General features: G+C 33.4%; 17 protein-coding genes. 6 read left to right on the top strand and 11 right to left on the bottom strand.

Features of this window, described 5'->3' with window-relative positions:
* Positions 1-130: 130 nt before the first annotated feature.
* From OZP06_RS05385 to surE, 4 genes are all read right to left on the bottom strand, one after another.
* Positions 131-1,138, bottom strand: a complete 1,008-nt coding sequence (locus tag OZP06_RS05385; RefSeq protein WP_269221582.1) for an IS110 family transposase — start codon at positions 1,136-1,138, stop codon at positions 131-133.
* Between the two features lie 308 nt (positions 1,139-1,446).
* Positions 1,447-2,559: a lipid-A-disaccharide synthase gene (gene lpxB, locus OZP06_RS05380; RefSeq protein WP_281238695.1), complete on the bottom strand. Its 1,113-nt coding sequence runs from the start codon at positions 2,557-2,559 to the stop codon at positions 1,447-1,449.
* 109 nt (positions 2,560-2,668) lie between these two features.
* Positions 2,669-2,941 (bottom strand): hypothetical protein, encoded by a 273-nt coding sequence (locus tag OZP06_RS05375; RefSeq protein WP_269223977.1) that lies wholly within the window; start codon positions 2,939-2,941, stop codon positions 2,669-2,671.
* A 78-nt stretch (positions 2,942-3,019) separates the two neighbouring features.
* Positions 3,020-3,823, bottom strand: a complete 804-nt coding sequence (surE, locus tag OZP06_RS05370) for a 5'/3'-nucleotidase SurE (RefSeq protein WP_269223976.1) — start codon at positions 3,821-3,823, stop codon at positions 3,020-3,022.
* A 213-nt stretch (positions 3,824-4,036) separates the two neighbouring features.
* On the opposite strand from surE, the gene OZP06_RS05365 reads away from it, so the two are divergent.
* The 3 genes from OZP06_RS05365 (at position 4,037) to OZP06_RS05355 (ending at position 9,565) form a co-directional block, all read left to right on the top strand.
* A complete protein-coding gene (locus OZP06_RS05365; RefSeq protein ID WP_281324325.1) occupies positions 4,037-6,211 on the top strand; it encodes a carboxy terminal-processing peptidase in 2,175 nt (724 codons plus the stop codon).
* Positions 6,212-6,530: 319 nt separating this feature from the next.
* Positions 6,531-8,687, top strand: a complete 2,157-nt coding sequence (locus OZP06_RS05360) for a carboxy terminal-processing peptidase (RefSeq protein WP_281324324.1) — start codon at positions 6,531-6,533, stop codon at positions 8,685-8,687.
* Between the two features lie 263 nt (positions 8,688-8,950).
* Positions 8,951-9,565, top strand: a complete 615-nt coding sequence (locus tag OZP06_RS05355) for a deoxynucleoside kinase (RefSeq protein WP_281238698.1) — start codon at positions 8,951-8,953, stop codon at positions 9,563-9,565.
* Between the two features lie 85 nt (positions 9,566-9,650).
* Here the strand turns inward: OZP06_RS05355 and OZP06_RS05350 are convergent, their stop codons facing one another.
* The 7 genes from OZP06_RS05350 to OZP06_RS05320 form a co-directional block, all read right to left on the bottom strand.
* Positions 9,651-12,233, bottom strand: a complete 2,583-nt coding sequence (locus OZP06_RS05350; protein WP_281238699.1) for a sodium-translocating pyrophosphatase — start codon at positions 12,231-12,233, stop codon at positions 9,651-9,653.
* Positions 12,234-12,348: 115 nt separating this feature from the next.
* On the bottom strand, positions 12,349-12,879 hold the full coding sequence (locus OZP06_RS05345; protein ID WP_269223975.1) for an inorganic diphosphatase: 531 nt from the start codon (positions 12,877-12,879) through the stop codon (positions 12,349-12,351).
* 256 nt (positions 12,880-13,135) lie between these two features.
* On the bottom strand, positions 13,136-13,738 hold the full coding sequence (locus OZP06_RS05340) for a DNA-3-methyladenine glycosylase 2 family protein (RefSeq protein WP_269223974.1): 603 nt from the start codon (positions 13,736-13,738) through the stop codon (positions 13,136-13,138).
* Between the two features lie 56 nt (positions 13,739-13,794).
* Positions 13,795-14,109 (bottom strand): type II toxin-antitoxin system RelE/ParE family toxin, encoded by a 315-nt coding sequence (locus OZP06_RS05335; protein WP_269223973.1) that lies wholly within the window; start codon positions 14,107-14,109, stop codon positions 13,795-13,797.
* Positions 14,091-14,333: a hypothetical protein gene (locus OZP06_RS05330; RefSeq protein WP_269223972.1), complete on the bottom strand. Its 243-nt coding sequence runs from the start codon at positions 14,331-14,333 to the stop codon at positions 14,091-14,093. Before OZP06_RS05330 ends, OZP06_RS05335 begins: the two co-directional genes overlap by 19 nt.
* 320 nt (positions 14,334-14,653) lie before the next feature.
* Positions 14,654-17,155, bottom strand: a complete 2,502-nt coding sequence (locus OZP06_RS05325; RefSeq protein WP_281324323.1) for a DUF5686 and carboxypeptidase-like regulatory domain-containing protein — start codon at positions 17,153-17,155, stop codon at positions 14,654-14,656.
* 130 nt (positions 17,156-17,285) lie between these two features.
* Positions 17,286-18,266: a pyruvate dehydrogenase complex E1 component subunit beta gene (locus tag OZP06_RS05320; RefSeq protein WP_269223970.1), complete on the bottom strand. Its 981-nt coding sequence runs from the start codon at positions 18,264-18,266 to the stop codon at positions 17,286-17,288.
* A gap of 444 nt (positions 18,267-18,710) precedes the next feature.
* Here OZP06_RS05320 and OZP06_RS05315 point away from each other — a divergent pair, with 444 nt between their 5' ends.
* From OZP06_RS05315 to OZP06_RS05305, 3 genes are all read left to right on the top strand, one after another.
* Positions 18,711-19,457 carry an electron transfer flavoprotein subunit beta/FixA family protein gene (locus tag OZP06_RS05315; RefSeq protein ID WP_269223969.1) on the top strand — a complete coding sequence of 249 codons (747 nt, stop codon included), beginning with the start codon at positions 18,711-18,713 and terminating at the stop codon, positions 19,455-19,457.
* 75 nt (positions 19,458-19,532) lie between these two features.
* Complete coding sequence (locus OZP06_RS05310) at positions 19,533-20,501, top strand: electron transfer flavoprotein subunit alpha/FixB family protein (protein WP_269223968.1); 969 nt, start codon at positions 19,533-19,535, stop codon at positions 20,499-20,501.
* A 161-nt stretch (positions 20,502-20,662) separates the two neighbouring features.
* Positions 20,663-21,286 carry a bifunctional nuclease family protein gene (locus OZP06_RS05305; protein ID WP_281324322.1) on the top strand — a complete coding sequence of 208 codons (624 nt, stop codon included), beginning with the start codon at positions 20,663-20,665 and terminating at the stop codon, positions 21,284-21,286.
* The last annotated feature ends 35 nt before the right edge of the window (positions 21,287-21,321 follow it).

Here is a 21,321-nt window from a genome sequence, read left to right as displayed (position 1 = left end):
TTTTTTTGTAAGAAATAAGTTGTTTTGTAAAGAAAATAAAGTTGAATTGTTCCGGCGTTATTGCGTGAAGGATGGAAGCTAGCTACCGAAGTAGCGCATTCTATGATAAAAAACAAATAATTTTAAAATATTAACAGGCAAATTTATATGTATTTATATATGGTGTTTGTCTGTTAATTACAGAGAAAACACGTCCTATTATTTTGCATTTTACATTGTTTAAGACTAACATAGCATTTTTGCCTTCTCCTTTTTTTCTTTCATAATATTCTTTGAGTTGCGGATCGTGTTTTACCGCTGTTAAAGCACACATTTGTAATATTGATTTCATTTTTTTATCTGCCATATGATTGACTTTGGTTCGTCCTTTTATACTCGAACCCGATGTATGTTCAAAAGGTGCGGTTCCAGCGTAACAAGCCAATTTTCTGGCATTATCAAATGCTGTAAAGCCTCTTGTAACAATTAGCATATAGATAGCCGTTTTATCTCCAATGCCAGGAACACTTTTAATCAACTCAAATTGTTTTTTCAATTCAAAATGATTACATATTATTGCTTTCATTTCCTTCTCAATAGATTTTAATGTTGCTTTTAAAAACTTCACTGTTTTATTATTTATTCCTTTAATTGATTGATAAACTTGTTTTGGTGTAAAATCAGCATTCTCTTTTGTCCCTTCAAAAATTTTAAATGATTTCATTACTTTTTCTCTTTCAGTGAAAAGCAATTTTAATTGTTGAATTACTGTTTCTGGTAAAGTAGACAGTTTTAGTTTGTCAATATTTCGAATACTGTACAAAGCAATGTCTTTGGCATCTGCTTTGTCATTTTTACCTCTCGAGATCCCTTTAGATCGTTTGATTTCAATGGCCGGCACAACCCAGAAATCAAGATTGTTTTCAGATAGACAGCTGCTTAAAGGGAAAGTATAAACCCCAGTGTTTTCACAGCAAAATAAAACAGCACTTAAATCTATCTTCTGTTTTATTAAGTTTTTAAAAATTTCCTTAACGCCTTTTAAATTGTTTTCGACAATGAAATGATTAGTTACATTAGGTTCTTCTTTTTTTAAAAGAACCACATCCAATTTTGATTTTGAAATGTCAACGCCTACATAAAATAAATAGTTTTTCATAACTTTGAATTTAGGATAAACAAAAATGTTGAACTTCTTTAGAGCCTTTATTAGACCTTGATGTCTATCATTCTATTTGAAGCAATTCAACGGGATTCAAGGAGAAGACAGAGGACTAATGCGCTACATAAGTCACAAGCTTGGCGGATAGCATAGTTCACCTCTGTTTTCCTTTGAATAAATTTAGTGTTATATTAAATACAAAGTAAAGGCGGACAGCCTGACAGCATAAAGGAAAGGGGCCGATTGAGCGGTTGCTAAGTTGGCCCCTTTGTTTTATGGTGGCACGCCCAAAGGCTGTTTTAAAACTATTTTAAATTTGCAACAATCAATTGGGCTGTTTTTTTGCTGGCTCCGGTTCCGCCAAGTTTTTCTTCCAGTAAATCATAGTTTTTTAGCAATATTTTGCGGTAATTGGGCTCTAGGATTTTGGTTAATTCTTCTCGGATACGCTTGGTCGAGCAATCGTCTTGAATTAATTCGGTTACGATTTCTTTGTCCATGATTAGGTTGACTAGCGAGATGTATTTTAGAGTGATGATGCGTTTGGCGATTTGGTAGGAAGCCCAACTGCCTTTGTAGCAAACTACTTCGGGGACTTTGAAAAGTGCGGTTTCGAGTGTGGCCGTGCCAGAGGTTACCAATGCGGCTGTGGAATTTCGCAATAAAGCATAGGTTTTATTCGATATAAATTTTATGTTTTCGCCAGAAATGAATTGTTGGTAAAAGGAATGCTCCTGACTTGGTGCTCCAGCAATTACAAATTGAAATTCGGGAAAATCTTTGACCACGCTGAGCATTATAGATAACATTTTGCTAATTTCTTGTTTGCGACTTCCAGGTAATATTGCAATAATTGGCTTTTCAGACAAATGATTTTCGGCTCTAAAAGTTTGGGCATCAATACCCGATTGATTGTGAATGGCATCAATCAGTGGGTGCCCAACAAATTCAACTGGAAATTGATGTTTGACTTCGTAAAACTCTTTTTCAAAAGGTAAAATCACGTACATTTTGTCAATATCATGCTTGATAGCCGTTATTCTATTTTCTTTCCAAGCCCAAATTTGAGGAGAAATATAGTAGTGATTTTTATACCCAATTTGTTTGGCCCATTTGGCTATTCGCATATTAAAACCGGGATAATCGATATAAATGATAACATCTGGATTGAATTGAGTGATGTCTTTTTTGCAAATTTTGATATTGTTTAAAATGGTTTTTAGGTTAAAAAGTACTTCCACAAATCCCATAAAAGCCAATTCGCGATAGTGTTTTACAAGAGTTCCACCTACATTTTGCATTAAATCGCCACCCCAAAAACGGATGTCTGCCTCTGAATCTTCTTCGTAAAGAGCTTTCATTAAATTGGATCCGTGCAAATCTCCCGAAGCTTCTCCTGCAATAATATAGTATTTCATTTTTGTGATTTTTTGGATGAACAAAGATAATATTTAGATAATAAGAAACGAAGAGTCTAAGTTGCTAAGATTAATATGAGTATTTAAAAAAAACTTAGATTCTTAGCTATTATAGAAACAAAGTAATTATGGTGAGCATGATAACTGCCAAAACGACGCCTCTTGCCATAAGTTCTTTATTCATTTTGAGTAAAATACCAAAAGCTATTAAATCAAGAATTGAACCTAGTGTAACTATTTTGCCCAGATTTCCTTGGCTTTTTATAGATTGAATACCGACAATGAAATCAGAATGAACAACAAAAGTGATGTATAAAAACATTCCTAAAATGGAAGCTAAAAATCCGATTATAAATCCGATCAGTAAGTCTATTTTATTCATATGAAAAGCTGCTTTAGTAGGTTATGATATCGGTATTTTTATTTATTGCAAAACTGGCCGATATTGTTTTATTGGGTGTTAGTTGTGTTTTGGGATTGTGTCGATTTCATTCCACTCTCTTTTGGTTAAATTTTGTATGGCATGGTGCGCTGTTAAGTCAAATTGTACAGGGACTAGGGAAATGTATCCATTTTGCAAAGCCCATTCATCAGTATCCTCGCCTTTATCTTGGTTGACAAATTCACCGGTCAGCCAATAATAATCTTTGCCTTGAGGTGTTTTTCGTTTGTCAAATTTTTCCATCCAAAGTGCATTCGCTTGACGGCAAATTTTAATTCCTTTGATTTCTTTTTCTTGTAATTTTGGGAAATTAACGTTCAAGATTACACCTTCTGGAAGTTTGTTTTTTAAAACTTCGAGCGTAATTGTTTTTATATAGGACTTAATCGGTTCAAAATTGGCATTCCAATCATAATCCAATAAAGAGAAACCAATAGCTTGAATTCCTTCTATTCCAGCTTCAACAGCAGCACTCATAGTTCCGGAATAGATTACATTTATTGACGAATTAGAACCATGGTTGATTCCTGAAACGCATAAGTCAGGTTTTCTTTTCAAAATTTCATTTACTGCAATTTTAACACTGTCCACAGGAGTACCTGAGCAGCTGTATTCTAAAATAGCATCGCCATCTTTTGAAATTTTATTTAGATGTAAAGTGTCGTTTATGGTAATGGCATGTCCCATAGCGCTTTGCGGTTTGTCTGGAGCAACAACAACTACTTCCCCAATTGTAGCCATAACTTCAATAAGGGCTCTTATTCCAGGTGCCGAAACCCCATCATCATTTGTAATTAGTATTAAAGGCCTTTCATTTTTCATTATAGTGCTGTTAAAAAAACTTAATTGTTGATAAAATTTGACTTCAAAGACAAATGTACTAACACAAAATCTTATATTGCATTCAAATAAAATATTTTTTCAGCATAGTTTTTTCTAAGGTTGAAATTTCTGTTTTATATCTTTAACAAAAAATTATGTAGCATACAAAAGGGCTAGCATGATTTTTGGTGTAACTTAGTTTAAAAAAAATTGATGAATTCGATTATTAGCTTTATGAAAAAAAATTATAAAATACTCATAGCTGTGGTATGCCTTTCGGTTACCCTATTTGCGTTTAATATTAATTCAAAAAAAGCAGTAGATCCAGAAAGAGATAAATTACTTTTAGAGTTGTTAACTTTTGTCATAGAGAAAGGGCACTATAATCCTGCCGTTATTGATGATGCCTTTTCGAAAGGAGTTTACAAAGATTATATTGCTGCTTTAGATCCTTCTAAACGCTTTTTTTTGCAATCCGATATTAATGAATTTTCCAAATTTGAATTGGAATTAGACGATCAATTGATGAATAAAGATTTAACCTTTTTTAATCTTACCTATGATCGCTTAATGCTACGTATGGAAGAGAGTAAAAAAGTGTTCAAAGATATCTTAGGAAAACCTTTTGATTATAATATTGATGAGGATTTTAATGTAGATTATGATAAAGCACCCTATTCTAAAAACAATGCGGAATTAAAAGAAAAATGGAGAAAACAGATTAAATTATCTACTCTTTCGTCTTTCACAGACAAGAAAAAAATGGAAGAGGATAAGCATTTAAAAGATCCTAAATATGTAATGAAAACAGATATAGAACTTGATATTGAAACAAGAGAAAGTTCTTTGAATTCATTAAACGAATCTTTTGGATTTATGAGTGAATTAAAAAGAGACGACTGGTTCACCCTATATATTAACTCCATAATGTCTCGTTTTGACCCGCATACAACATATTTTGCTCCTGAAGAAAAAGAAAGATTTGATGTAAGTATGAGCGGAAAACTGGAAGGAATTGGTGCTCGTTTGCAAAAGAAAAATGATTACACAGAAATTTCAGAACTTATTTCTGGCGGGCCTGCTTGGAGAGGTAAGCAATTAGAAGCGGGAGATTTGGTAATGAAAGTGGCTCAAGGAAATGGTGTTCCAGTGGATGTAATTGGAATGCGATTAGATGATGTAGTTAAAAAAATTAAAGGCCCAAAAGGTTCCGAAGTTCGCCTTACCGTAAAAAAAGTTGATGGAACAATCCAAGTGATTTCGATAATAAGAGATGTTGTTGAAATTGAAGAAACGTATGCAAAATCAAGTATTGTTGAAAAAAACGGAATGAAATATGGTGTTATTTATTTGCCAAAGTTTTATATCGATTTTGAAAACAAAGACGGTAGAGATGCTGGTAAAGATATCGCTCTAGAAGTGGAACGATTGAAAAAAGCCAATGTTAATGGTATTGTATTAGATGTACGTGATGATGGTGGAGGATCTTTATCAACTGTTGTTGATATTGCAGGTTTGTTTATTGAGCAAGGACCAATTGTTCAAATAAAATCAGCTGGGAAGAAAAAAGAAATTTTATACGATACCGATAAAAAACTAGAGTGGGATGGACCTTTGGTAATTATGGTAAACGAATTTTCTGCATCGGCTTCTGAAATATTGGCAGCAGCTATTCAGGATTATAAACGAGGAATCATTATTGGAAGCAAACAAACCTATGGAAAAGGAACAGTACAAAATGTAATTGATTTGAATCAATTCGTGCGTAACAGTTCAGTGGGGGATCTAGGTGCATTGAAAACGACCACTCAAAAATTCTACAGGATAAATGGTGGCTCAACTCAATTGGAAGGCGTAAGCAGTGATGTAGTTATGCCGGATCGTTATGCTTATTTGAAAATGGGCGAGCGCGATGAAGAAAATGCAATGCCGTGGGATAAAATTGATCCAGCACCTTATGCGGTTTGGAATAATACATCAAAATTTGAGCAAGCGATTATCAATAGTAAAAAACGAATCGAAAATAATGTTCAATTTAAATTGATAGAAGAAAATGCAAAGTGGATTGACACCAGAAGTAATGAGAATAATTATAGCTTAAATATTGATAAATTTAAAGTGGCTCAAAACAAAATTGAAGAGTCTGCCAAAAAATTTAAACCAATTGTTGATTATAAAAATAATTTAAAATTTACTTCCTTGCCTTATGAATTAGAAGCAATGGGAAAAGATCCTGTGCTAAAAGAAAAAAGAGAGAGTTGGCATGAAAGTTTAGCAAAAGATATTTATGTAGAAGAAGCTTTAAACGTATTGGATGATTTACAAACAAAGTCAATCGTAAAATCCAATATTCCTAATGATAAAAAAGGAAAATTGGTTAAATCATAGTATTAAAATATTTCAATTAATAAGGAACGCTTCAATATTTTTGGAGCGTTTTTTTTGTTGAAGATTTTTAATTCGGAATTATAAATAATGGAATAAAAGGTCTTTTTGGGTTATAGTTTTATTTCGGATAAAAAACTATTTTTTATCTTTAACGAAATATTATATAGTAGCTTTATTGTTAGTATGGATTTTAATGTAATTTAGATGTAAAGTTTTGTTTTAGACTTAAAACATTCATAAAAAAAAGTACCTAGATATAAAGAGAAGTAGTTCTTTTTGTCTGGATAAATACAGAAAATTTTAATAATAGAATCGAAATATGAAAAATACACACAGAACAATCGTAGCAATAGTTTTCCTTTCGATTGCATTATTTTCTTTTACGATTAACTCAAAAAATGCAACAGATCCTGATAGAGATAAAATACTATTAGAATTATTGTCGTTTGTAATTGAGAAAGGACATTATAATCCAGCAGCGATTGATGACAATTTTTCGAAAGGAGTCTATAAAGATTATATAACTGCCTTGGATCCTTCTAAACGGTTTTTCTTGCAGTCAGATATAAACGAGTTCTCAAAATACGAATTGGAGATAGATGATCAGTTAACGAATAAAGATTTAACATTTTTTAATCTTACGTATGATCGTTTGATGCTTCGAATGGAAGAAGGGAATAAAATCTTTAAGGAGATTTTAATTAGCCCTTTTGATTATAAAATTGAAGAAGAATTTAATGTGGATTATGACAAAGTTCCATTTGCTAAGAATACTGCAGAATTGAAAGAAAAGTGGAGAAAACAAATAAAATTGTCTACTCTTTCTGCTTTTACAGATAAGCAAAAATTAGAAGAAGATAAAAAAATAAAAGATCCAACTTATGTAATGAAATTAGATAGTGATCTTGAAATTGAAACACGGGACAATTCATTAAAATCATTGAACGATTCTTTTGGATTTATGTTTGAATTAAAAAGAGACGATTGGTTTACAGTATATATAAATGCTATCATGTCTCAATTTGATCCACATACCACCTACTTTGCTCCCGAAGAAAAAGAGCGTTTTGATACTAGTATCAGTGGAAAATTTGAGGGTATTGGCGCTCAATTGCAAAAGAAAAATGATTATGTTGAAATTTCAGAACTTATTTCTGGAGGCCCAGCTTGGAGAGGAAAACAACTGGAAAAAGGGGATTTAATCATGAAAGTGGCTCAGTCAAATGGTATTGCTATTGATATAGTTGGCATGCGTTTGTCTGAGGTGATAAAAAAAATAAAAGGGCCAAAAGGTACAGAGGTTCGTCTTACCGTAAAAAAAGCCGATGGTACATTGCAAATTATTCCTATTATTAGAGATATTGTAGAGATTGAAGAAACATATGTAAAATCAAGTGTTGTTGAAAAAAATGGTTTTAAATATGGTGTGATTTATTTGCCGAAATTTTATATTGATTTTGAAAATAAAGATGGAAAAGGAAGAGATGCCGCAAAAGATATTGCACTTGAGGTTGATAGACTGAAAAAAGAAGGAATAAATGGAATTGTTCTGGATGTGCGTGATGATGGTGGTGGTTCTTTGTCTGCGGTTGTTGATATTGCGGGTTTATTTATCAATGAAGGGCCAATTGTTCAAGTTAGATCTGCTGGAAAAAAAGAAATCCTTTATGATACGGATAAGAAAATAGAATGGGATGGGCCGCTGGTAATTATGGTTAATGAATTTTCTGCATCAGCATCTGAGATATTAGCTGCAGCTATTCAGGATTATAAAAGAGGCATCATAGTTGGCAGTAAACAAACGTATGGAAAAGGAACAGTACAAAGAGTAATTGACTTGAATCAATACGTAAGAAATACTAATTATGGTGATTTTGGAGCATTGAAAACTACGATACAAAAATTTTATAGAATAAATGGAGGCTCTACTCAATTGGAAGGAGTAAGCAGCGACGTTGTTATGCCTGATCGCTATGCCTATTTAAAAATGGGAGAACGTGATGAAGCACATGCATTGCCTTGGGATAAAATCGATCCAGCGCCCTATACGATTTGGAGTCATACTTCAAAATTTGATCAAGCAATAATTAACAGTAAAAAAAGAATTGAAAATAATGTTCAATTCAAATTGATTGAAGAGAATGCCAAATGGATTGACAACAGAAGTAATGAAAATACATACAGCTTGAATTTAAACAAATTTAAAGTAGCTCAAAGTCAAATTGAAGAGACAGCTAAAAAGTTTAAACCAATTGTTGATTATAAGAATAATTTAAAATTCACTTCATTGCCATACGAATTAGAAGGCATGAACAATGATCCAGTTCTAAAAGAGAAGAGAGAAAGATGGCATGAAAATTTATCAAAAGATATTTATGTTGAAGAAGCTTTGAATGTATTGGATGATTTACAACCCAAATCTATTGTAAAAACTAATATTCCATTTGATAAAAAAGGTAAATTAGTTAAATCGTAGCGTTTTCTGATTTAAAATAAATAATAAGTGACTGTTTTGAATCTTGAGGGACCCAAAAGCTACGGGAATTTACGGACTATTATTTGAGTAAGGTTTTTTTTGTGAAAAAAAATACAGTTCCAAGGAATAAATTGAATTTGTTTGCGTTTGTTAAATGGAGATGAATATTTTGAAAAATCGTCTTTGAAAAGCTATCGCTAAGACTAAATTTTATCTATTTTTACAACCTCAAATAATTTACAACCTCAAATCATAACAGCATAATGCACATAGCTATAGCAGGTAACATAGGCTCAGGAAAAACAACATTAACCCGTTTGCTAGCTAAACATTTTAAATGGGAACCACATTTTGAAGAAGTTGTAGACAATCCTTATCTTGATGATTTTTACCATCAAATGGAGCGTTGGTCTTTTAATCTACAAATTTATTTCTTGAATAGTCGTTTTCGTCAAATCATGCAAATTCGCGAAAGCGGAAAAAAAATTATTCAAGATAGAACCATTTACGAAGATGCTCATATTTTTGCGCCCAATCTTTATGCAATGGGATTGATGACACATCGTGATTTTGAAAATTATTCCTCTCTTTTTGAATTGATGGAATCTCTAGTCAAAGCACCCGATTTGTTAATCTATTTAAGAAGTTCTATCCCTAATTTAGTAGGGCAAATTCATAAGCGTGGTCGTGAATATGAAAATACAATTTCGATTGACTATTTAAGTCGTCTTAACGAACGTTATGAGGCTTGGGTACATACCTATAATAAAGGCAAAATTATGATAATTGATGTTGATCACATTAATTTTGTAGATAATCCTGAAGACTTAGGAAATATCATCAATCGAATTGATGCCGAGTTGAATGGGTTGTTTTAGTTTTTAAAATCCTTTTGTTAAGTACTAAATAAAAGAAAAGCCTCGAATTTATTTCGAGGCTTTTCCTATTTAATAAGTGTGATTCTTATTTCAAAGCGTCAATTTGTGCTTGAACTTCAGCATCTGTTCCTTGAAATTGCTTTACTACAACAGTTCCATTTACAGTTGTTGTAACGGTAGCACTCACTTTACCATTTAGATTTGTTTTTTCAATTTTAACTTCGTTTGTCATAGACATTGGCTTTTTGGCACAACATGCTTTTCCTTTTGGTTCAACAAATTTTCCGTCTTTATCATAATGAGACAAACACATTTCTTTTTGCTCAGGAGAACATTTTAGGCTGTCGCACATTTTGGCGCATTCTTCTTTGGTCATTTTGGCACATTTGCTCATGTCGCATTTACCCATCATCATATCGCCTTCTCCCATCGTGCATTTTTTCATTCTGATTTCTTTCATGGTACAAGTGCCTTTTCCTTCAATAGTGCTACTTCCGCTTCCTAAAATCGGAGCCATTACCAAACCAATCAAACAAGTTAATTTAATTAAGATGTTCATTGATGGTCCAGAAGTATCTTTGAAAGGGTCACCAACAGTATCACCTGTAACCGCTGCTTTGTGGGCATCCGATCCTTTGTACGTCATTTCTCCATTGATCATAACACCAGCTTCAAATGATTTTTTAGCATTATCCCAAGCACCACCAGCATTGTTTTGAAAAACAGCCCAAAGTACTCCAGAAACAGTTACACCAGCCATATAACCACCTAACATTTCGGCTATTAATTGATTGTTGCTTCCGTACACTAATTTCCCTAAAAGAACAATAGCAATTGGAAAACCAATCGTTAAAACTCCAGGCAACATCATTTCACGTAAGGCGGCTTTAGTCGAAATATCAACACATTTGGCATATTCAGGTTTTCCAGTTCCTTCCATAATTCCAGGAATTTCTTTAAACTGGCGACGTACTTCGTACACCATATCCATTGCAGCTTTTCCAACAGAATTCATCGCTAAAGCGGAGAATACAACAGGTATCATTCCACCAACGAATAGCATTGCTAGAACAGGTGCTTTGAAAATATTAATACCATCAATTCCTGTAAAAGTTACATAGGCAGCAAATAAAGCCAAAGAGGTTAAAGCTGCCGAAGCAATTGCAAAACCTTTTCCAGTTGCTGCGGTAGTATTTCCTACTGAATCCAAAATGTCGGTTCTGGTACGTACTTCTTTTGGTAATTCACTCATTTCAGCAATTCCTCCAGCATTGTCAGATATCGGTCCAAAAGCATCAATAGCCAATTGCATTGCTGTAGTGGCCATCATTGCAGATGCTGCCAAAGCTACACCGTAAAATCCTGCCAAAGCATAAGAAGACCAAATTGCAGCTGCAAACAATAATACGGTTGGGAAAGTAGAAATCATTCCAGTTGCCAAACCTGCGATAACGTTGGTTCCTGCACCTGTACTCGATTTTTGAACAATTGCCATTACTGGTTTTGTGCCTAATCCAGTGTAATATTCCGTTACGGATGAAATGGCACCACCTACAACTAATCCGATAAGTGTAGCATAGAAAACACGCATTGAAGAAATATCCATAGATCCTTCTCCGAAGAATGTCATACTCATTGTTTCTGGAAGCATATATTGCACTAAGAAGTAGCATGAAATAGCAGTTAAAACAATAGAAACCCAGTTTCCAATATTCAAAGCCTTTTGTACTTGAGCTTCTTTAGCATTTTCATCTGTAATTTTAACCAACATTGTTCCAATTATAGAAAATAAAATTCCAAAACCAGCAATTGCCATAGGTAATAAAATAGGTCCTATTCCGCCAAAAGCATCTTGAATGTTACCACCCATATCTTTTATAACATAATTTCCAAGAACCATTGCTGCTAGTACGGTTGCTACATAAGATCCAAATAAATCGGCTCCCATTCCGGCAACATCTCCAACATTATCACCAACGTTATCTGCAATGGTTGCAGGATTTCTAGGATCGTCTTCTGGAATACCAGCTTCTACTTTCCCTACTAAATCAGCACCTACATCGGCAGCTTTGGTATAAATTCCTCCACCCACACGAGCAAAAAGAGCAATTGATTCAGCTCCAAGAGAGAAACCGGCTAAAGTTTCTAAAACAACGGTCATATCTTCTGTAGAAGTCCATTGCCCTTTCATAAATATTTGAAAGAAAACAATAAAAAAACCGGTTAACCCTAAAACAGCTAAACCGGCTACGCCTAATCCCATTACAGTTCCACCACCAAAAGAAACTTTCAAGGCTTGTGGTAAACTTGTACGAGCCGCTTGTGTAGTTCTAACATTGGTTTTTGTTGCGATTTTCATTCCCATATTTCCTGCCAAAGCAGAGAAAAAGGCACCAAACACAAATGCTACTACTATTAAAATATTGGTTTTAACTCCAGGAATAAAAGTGATACCGGCTAAAACAATACTTGCGATTAATACAAAGACGGCTAATAATCGGTATTCTGCCTTTAAGAAAGCCAAAGCTCCTTCATATATATAATCTGATATCTCTTTCATTTTGCCATCCCCAGGATCTTGTTTTAATACCCAAGATCTTTTGATAGCCATAAAAATAAGTCCTATTATTGCCATAAAAATTGGCACATAAATCATAATTGAATTCATAAATATTCTTTTTGGTTTGTTAATTTTAAAAAATTGTAATCGATAGCAATTTAAACAAAAAAAAGCAACACTCATTGAAGAGTATTGCTTTTTTTATAAAAATATAGGGTAAAAATTATTTAATACTAAATAATCCTTCTGGTTTATTTTCTATTTGCTCAAAACGTTCTGTACATTCTTTAATAATAGCGTATGCTTCATTTACATCTCCCCAACCTTCAACATCTACTACTTTGTTTTCTAAATCTTTATATACTTGAAAGAAGTGTTCGATTTCTTTTAACAAGTGTGGGTTGATATCTGATAAGTTTTCTAATGAATTCCAAATCGGGTCTGAAACGGGTACACAGATTACTTTTTCGTCTGGTCCTTTGTCGTCTGCCATGTGGAAAACTCCAATTGGTTTTACTTCCATTACACAACCAGGGAAAGTTGGCTCATTTACCAAAACCAAAACGTCTAATGGATCACCATCCAAAGCTAAAGTTTCTGGAATGAAACCATAATCTGCTGGATACATCATAGAAGAGAACAACATTCTATCAAAACGCATTCTTTTTATGGCAAAATCGTATTCGTATTTATTTCTACTTCCTCTTGGTATTTCGATTAATACATCAAAAGTTTTTAATTTGTCTGCAGTCATTTTCGTTTTATCTTTTCTTGTTTTATTAACGAGTGCAAAAGTAATCAAAGAATACTTTTTTACAATAAAAAAAGACAATTTAATCCAGTGATAAGGGATTCGTTCGCTGTATTTAGCTTTGATTTCCGCTTTACGACACAATTGCACTCAAAATAATTGAAAAACAATCTATCAAAAAAGTCTTTTTGTAAAGAGTTTGGGTTTTAAAATCTGTAGTTGCAAAACCATAATCCGCTATGGTCTAATTGTTACTTTCTTAATATACTATTGTTCTTTTTCTTTTTTTAAGGTAGTAATGCCAAAGCAAAAAAGTGGCGTAAGAGCGATATGGACTCCATTGGTCCGTAAGAACTTCCATTTCTTGTTTATCATGAATATTAAGCAACTCTTTTATTGTGTTTACAACCGCAATATCACCTAATGGAATTAAATCGGGTTCTTGCAGGCAAAACATTAAATAAATATCGATAGTCCAATTGCCAATTCCTTTTATTTTTATAAGCTCTTCACGAACTTGTTGAGCCGATTTTTGAGGTAAACTGTCCAAGTCAATCTCCTTATTCAATAGGGCTGTTGCCAATGCTTTTATGTAAGTTGTCTTTTGTCGGCTTACGCCAAAGGCTCTGTATTCTTCGTCTGAAACTAGAATTAAAATCTCGGGTTCTAAACTCGGATATTGAGCCTTTATTTTCAAAAAAGTAGCTTTTGCGGAATCTATAGAAACTTGTTGTTCCAAAATCAACAGCACCAAAGTCTCGAATCCTTGTGGTCTTTTTGGGATTGTTGGTAATCCGTAAGTGTCAATAATCTGTTTGAAAATAGGATCTTTTTGAAATAAATGGTCTATTGCTTGTTGCATGGTTTATATTCGGAACTTGTAATGTTTGAAAAATACATTTCAATAAGGATAAAAATCTATTCATTAAGAGATAGTAAGATTTTAAGTATTTCGGGATCTTGTCTATTGTCCCAAAAAGTAACCACATCTATCGACAAATCAAAAACTCTGTAAAACAGACTGTAGTCACCCATGATATAAACTCGAACGTCTATAATATCTGTTGGTTTTCCTAAATAAGGGAATTTCGTTAGTTGCTTTGTCGCCTGTTGGGTTTGTTTCAATAATTTTTTAGAAAACACATTGGACTGATTTCTTTCGAACCAATATAAGAGTATATTTTTCCTTTGCAGATATGCGATTCTAGACCAAATTATTTTCCGTTGAGCCATTCCAAATCTAATCTGTCTATTTCTTCTTGGGTAAAATAATTTCCATTATCTATATCTTTAATCCCTTGGAGAATGGCTTGTTTTTGTGAATCATTTGTAGTGTATTGAATTTCCGTCAAATTTAATGAATTTAATACATCATCAAGGGCGACAAGCATTCTTTCATTATCAATGGATTGAATTCTTTCAATTATTTTTCTTTTATGAGTGTCGATAGAAATCATAACATGCTGGTTTTAAATTCAAATTTACATTATTTTTTCAAATAGGTCATTCATTTTTATGGTTTTCTAAATCACTTCTAAAACTTAAGATATAACTTAGATGCACAAGTCTAAACTTCATACCAAAAAGAAAAGCAATATTAAAATGGAAGAGTCTATAAAATTTGCAATGATCCATTTGCCTTTAATTTAAAAATATTTTATAAAGACAAATTTTATGAAAATCCCGAATGCCCTAGCCCAGATAGAAGGGAAAATCCTTTTTTTAGGCTATTTTTCTTAGCCTAAAAAAAGATTGGAATGATAGCTGGATAAAGCTCCTAAAAATAGAATCCAAAAGATCCTTTTACAGTAAATTTATTGGTATTTGGCGTATCGAGATAGCTTCCTCTCCAAGAAAAATCCAAACGGAATACCTTGAAGATGTTTCCAATTCCGGCGTTGTATTCCCAATAGACATTTTCTGGAGCTACATATTCGAGACCTGAAGCATTGATGGCTCTATTGGCATCTGAAACGGTTCCATAAGCGGCTTTTACACCGACAAATTCTCTCCAATTGAGTTTTCTAAGAAATGGAACCCTGGCAAACAGCCTTCCGTTGAAATCATGATTCCATTGAAATGTAGCATATTGATCGGTAACAAATTCGTAATAATTTAGATTACTAAAAGCGTTCTCTATGGTGAAAAAAGTTTGATTACCTGGAACGACACTCATTAATCCTAAAGGAACTGTTCCAAAAGTTTTACCCAGTTCCAAAATCAAATTAGTACGGCCTAACGGACCAATAATTATAGGTTGTTTGTAATAGAGTTCGAGTTTTTTGTAATTGAAATCACTATTGATAATTCCTTTATATCCTTGACTATAATTGACAAAAAGGGTAGTGTAGGGGCTGTTGGCAATACTTCTTTCTACGCCGTACGCAATGGTTCTTCTGTTTGGTGTATACTCGGCTTGTATATTAAATTCAGATTGAGTGGTGTTGCTTTTTACAACTCCTGCTGGATTTGCCACAGTTGGTAAAGTGGTATAATAATCCAAACTGAAAACAGCTGAGGCCGATTCTAGTGTTTTATAACTTACCCCAGTTTGTAATGTTAGGTTTTTTAGGGGTTCTATCGCAACAGAGGCATTCGTCAAGCCTAAATTTGTCAATTTACCATTGGACCCTGTCGTAAAAAAGGACGAAGAGCCATAGCTTCTTGCTAAAATATCATTGGTTGTGGTTAAGCTAGCACCCAATTGCTCAACATCGCGTCTGTTTCCTCCAGAAATAATGATTCTGTTTTTCTTGTCAATCATCCATTTTCCTGCAAAACCGTATTTGAACTTTTGGTCTTTGAATCCATAAGCAGTAAACGCTTGAACACGCCACGTATCATTTGGGCCAAAATAAGTACGACCTCCTAATTGTGTTCTAAATCCCTCGACTTCATTGTAGCCAAACGTGGAGAAAATAGGTCCAATATCTAAGAAATCATAATTGATATATCCACTCGCTAGTATTTGAACTAAGTTGGTAATTCGTTTGAAGGCTTTTACATTTTGTAAGGTATCGAGCATTTTATAGACTCCTTGTTCGTCTTTACTTAATTTTTCGAATCGATTTTCTTCCCAATACTCATCACTTTTTTTATAGACTTCGTTATCTACAAAATTGACTTCTTCTTTGTAGAAATTAGCAGGTTTCTCGATATTGAATTTATGATTTTGGTAGTAAGTTGTTCGCTTTCCGTAAACTCCTTTTGATTTTTCTTTTTTATTTACAGCAAAATCAGACATCAAATAATCTTTGGTCAACAGAAAGATAGAATCGTTTAATACATCAAATTCTTGTTCTACGTAAATGTCTTTTACCCAGTTGATATTGGCACTTTTGGTAACAGCCATATTGATTTTTTTGATAGCAAATGTGGTGTCATTTACCCAAAAATCCCCTTTGAAAGTAAGTTCGTTTTTTCGTCTAGGATAAAAAACAATATTAAAACACCATTTTTTGTCTATGAAAGCACTGTCCTTTAAAACATAATTATAGACATCAATTCCCGTTTTAGATAGTGGACTTGTAAAGCTTTTGTCAAATAATGCGATGTAATTATTGTAGATATTATAATCAGAATATAAATCTTTTATGAAAGACAATATTTGTTGATTTCCATCAAATCCAGACGTTTTGTTGGCTTTTGTTATCTCTTTTATTTTCGGTATTTTATTGTCACCATACACATCAACCAATGCTTCATTTACAAATATGGGCAAATACGTTTTTCCGGTAATTTTAGAAGTGTCAACATGATCAAAAATGAATTCCATGCCTTTGAAAATTTTTTGTTTTCTATAGGCACTGTCAATAGAATTAATGTCAAATTCTACTTTTTCATATTTTTCCATTTGGTATTGAGCAAATTGATATAGACCATTTTTGCGCTTTTTCTCCCAAATTTTTCTCAGAATATCGAGAGCGGGATTATTCTTCTTAGAAGTTTTGCCCGTAAAAATAACGACTTCTTTTAGACTCTCTTGTTCATTAAGTTCAATTGTAAAATTATAATTAACTGATTTGGTAAGCGTTATTTCTTTTTCGGAAAAGCCTACCGAGCTTATAATTAACGTTTTGTAGGTATTTGGAGATTCCATATAAAAACGTCCATCTTCATTAGTCACGGTACCAATACTAGTGTTTTTAAACACAACATTGGCAAATGGAACAGGTTGTTTGGATTTGTCAACAACAATTCCGCTCACTTTTGTTTGTGCAATAAGTGAAGATGTAGTTGATACCAAAAATATAACGAGAACCTTCAGTAGATTTTTCATAATGATCAAAAAAAAACTTCATCAAATTTAAATGTCTGATGAAGTTTCGAGTTTTATTTTTTTAGCTATTTAAATTTTTTAATTAAAGGGTTTAATCTAAAAGTTTAATAAATCTAAGCAGTCTAAAAATCTATTTTTTATACAATACTTTTTTCACTGCTTTCACAACATCGGCAGCATTCGGCAGCCATTCTTTTAATAATACTGGAGAATATGGTGCTGGAGTGTCAGCAGTCGTAATACGTTGGATTGGAGCGTCTAAAAAGTCAAAAGCTTGCTCTTGAACCAAATAAGCAATCTCCGAAGATACACTTGCAAATGGCCAAGCTTCTTCAAGAATCACCAATCGGTTTGTTTTTCTAACAGAAGTTAAAATTGCTTCATTATCCATTGGGCGAACCGTTCTTAAGTCAATAATTTCACATGAAATACCTTCTTTTGCCAATTCATCTGCAGCGATGTACGCTTCTTTGATGATTTTTCCAAACGAAACAATAGTTACATCCGTCCCTTCACGTTTGATATCAGCAACACCAAGAGGAATTGTATATTCTCCATCTGGAACTTCGCCTTTGTCACCATACATTTGCTCTGATTCCATGAAAATGACTGGGTCATTATCACGAATTGCCGATTTTAATAAACCTTTGGCATCATAAACATTGGATGGAACCACCACTTTAAGTCCAGGAGTGTTGGCAAACCAGTTCTCGATTGCTTGTGAGTGTGTTGCTCCCAATTGTCCAGCAGAAGCCGTAGGACCACGAAAAACGATAGGTACATTAAACTGTCCACCAGTCATTTGACGCATTTTGGCAGCGTTATTTATAATTTGATCAATTCCAACCAAACAAAAGTTGAAAGTCATATACTCAACAATCGGACGACAACCATTCATTGCCGATCCTACTGCAATTCCAGTAAAACCAAGCTCAGCAATTGGCGTGTCAATCACTCTTTTCTCACCAAATTCAGCAAGCATTCCTTTTGATGCTTTGTAAGCTCCGTTGTATTCAGCAACCTCTTCACCCATTAAGTATATGGACTCATCGCGACGCATTTCTTCACTCATCGCTTCGCAAATGGCCTCTCTAAATTGTATCGTTCTCATATTATATAGTCTGTGTGTAATTTTAGAAACGCAAAATTAATTATTTTAAATTACTTAAATGCATAAAACACTTTAAAATAACAAGCTTTTATGCTATTGTGTTTTTTGTAGCTGTTTCCGGCTATTCGCTATATCTTCTTGAGGCCTCGTTTAAAAAAAACGAGACCTCAAGAAGGATGCCGCTTCTATCCGGGCTAGGGCTGCAGTTGTATGTAGCTGTTTTTGATTTCATAACGCAATGTAAATCAAGTCTAAAAAAAGATTTATTCTATTAGTATCATAAAAGTTATTGAGTTATTTATAATAATTTGCATTAAAATCTTTCTTAATGCTATACTAGCTTCGAAATCGTAATAGTTGTAAAAAATATTATGCATGCATAATAAATAATTCAATTTATTATTTTAAATTTGTCCAAGAAAAAAAGAATTTAAATATATAATTATGAAAATATTAGTTTGCATCAGCCACGTTCCTGATACTACTTCAAAAATCAATTTCACTAACGGAGATGCTGAATTTGATACCAATGGGGTTCAATATGTTATTAATCCAAATGATGAATTTGGTCTAACTCGTGCGATTTGGTTTCAAGAGCAACAAGGAGCTACAGTAACTGTGGTAAATGTTGGTGGGCCGGATACCGAATCTACTTTAAGAAAAGCATTGGCGATAGGAGCCAATGAAGCCATTCGTATAAATGCCAATCCAACGGATGGTTTTTTTGTGGCTAAACAATTGGCTGAAGTAATCAAAAATGGTGGTTATGATATTGTAATTGCAGGTAAAGAATCATTGGATTACAACGGAGGAATGGTTCCTGGTATGATTGCAGGGATTTTAGGATACAACTTTTTAAACTCTTGTACAGGAATCACTGTAGAAGGAACAAATGTTACAGCCGTCCGTGAAATAGATGGTGGAAAAGAAACAGTAAGTTCTTCATTACCTATTATTATTGGGGGTCAAAAAGGAATTGTTGAGGAAAAAGATTTGCGTATTCCAAATATGAGAGGAATTATGACAGCCAGAACAAAAGTATTAACAATCCTTGAGCCTGTAGATGCTGCTATAAATACTAAAGCCGTAAAATTTGAAAAACCAGCTCCAAAATCAGCAGTAAAATTAATTTCAGCTGATAATTTGGATGAATTAATTAATTTATTGCACAACGAAGCGAAGGTAATCTAGTAATCAGTTTTCAGTCCGAGTTTTCAGTTGCCAAACTTTAAACTTTAAACCTTAAACTTTTAAACAAAAAAAAATATGTCAATATTAATATATGCAGAATCTGCAGAAGGAAAATTTAAAAAAGTTGCATTAGAACTTGCTTCTTATGCAAAAAAAGTAGCCGAATCATTAGGAACAACTGTTACAGCCGTTACGGTAAATGCTGGAGATGTTTCTGAATTGTCAAAATACGGGGTTGATAAAGTTTTAAAAGTAAACAATGATAAATTAGCAGGTTTTACCGCCAAAGCTTATGCTGATGTTATTAAGCAAGCAGCTCAAAAAGAAGAGGCTAAAGTAGTTTTACTTTCATCAACAACAGATAGTATTTACTTAGCTTCATTAGTAGCGGTGGCATTAGAGGCTGGTTACGCATCAAATGTGGTTGGCTTGCCGGTAAGCACTTCCCCGTTTCAAGTAAAAAGAACGGCTTTTTCTAACAAGGCTTTCAATATAACAGAGATCAATACCGATGTAAAAGTATTGGCACTAGCCAAAAACTCTTATGGTATTTTCGAAAATACATCCTCATTAACAACAGAAGATTTTAATCCAACTATCGGAGATGCTGATTTTGGAGTTAAAGTGGTGTCTGTCGAAAAAGTTTCTGGAAAAGTTTCTATTGCAGATGCTGATATTGTAGTTTCTGCAGGGCGTGGCCTTAAAGGTCCAGAAAACTGGGGAATGATTGAAGAATTAGCATCTGTTCTTGGAGCCGCAACTGCTTGTTCTAAGCCAGTCTCTGATTTAGGTTGGAGACCTCATGGAGAACATGTTGGTCAAACAGGAAAACCAGTTGCTACTAATTTATATATTGCTGTTGGTATTTCTGGAGCAATTCAACACATTGCTGGGATCAACTCTTCAAAAGTAAAAGTGGTAATCAATAGTGATCCGGAAGCTCCTTTCTTTAAAGTAGCCGATTATGGAGTTGTTGGTGATGCTTTTGAAATAGTGCCTCAATTGATTCAAAAGTTCAAAGCTTTTAAAGAGCAACAATCTTAGGATTTAATTTCTCTCACAATAAGCTGCCTAAAAAACAAGATAATCGTATCTTTGCTTTAGGTAGCTTTTTTGTTCCATAAATTTTGATTAAAATTGCACTTTATTTAAAACAGAGAAAAAGACACAATTAATAAAGTACTCGTACTTTCCATAATACAAACATGAGCTTAGTTAAATTATCTATAAAAGGAATTTCATACAGTCAAACTCAAAATGGCGCCTATGCGTTGATATTAAATGAGGTTGATGGGGAAAGAAAATTGCCTATTGTTATTGGCGCATTTGAAGCCCAGTCTATTGCAATTGCTTTGGAAAAAGAAATTAAACCACCTCGTCCTTTGACTCATGATTTATTTAAAAACTTTGCCGAAAGATTTGATATAGTCGTAAAACAAGTCATTATACACAAGTTAGTCGATGGCGTTTTTTATTCTAGTATTATTTGCGAAAGGGATAAAATTGAAGAAATAATTGATGCCAGAACTTCGGATGCTATTGCATTGGCAATTCGTTTTAATGCTCCAATTTTTACCTATAAAAATATATTGGACAAAGCAGGTATTTATTTAAAAGCCAATCCGCTTGAAACGGATTCCTTGAATGAATTAGACGAGATTTTGTCTAATCCAGAAACATTTGGCAGTACCGAAAGTAATGAATCTGGAAATACATATTCCAATCATAGTTTGCAGGAATTAAATGAATTATTAGAGCAAGCTGTAGAGCAGGAAGATTACGAAAAAGCGGCAAAGATCCGTGATGAAATTTCAAAAAGAGAAGCGTAATTTTGATTTGTTTAATCGGTGATTTGTTTAATCGT

The organism is Flavobacterium sp. IMCC34518, from assembly GCF_027111095.2.
Taxonomy (GTDB): Bacteria; Bacteroidota; Bacteroidia; order Flavobacteriales; family Flavobacteriaceae; genus Flavobacterium; species Flavobacterium praedii.
Note: the sequence above shows the minus strand (reverse complement) of the source record. Positions and strands in the feature narration are given on the sequence as shown.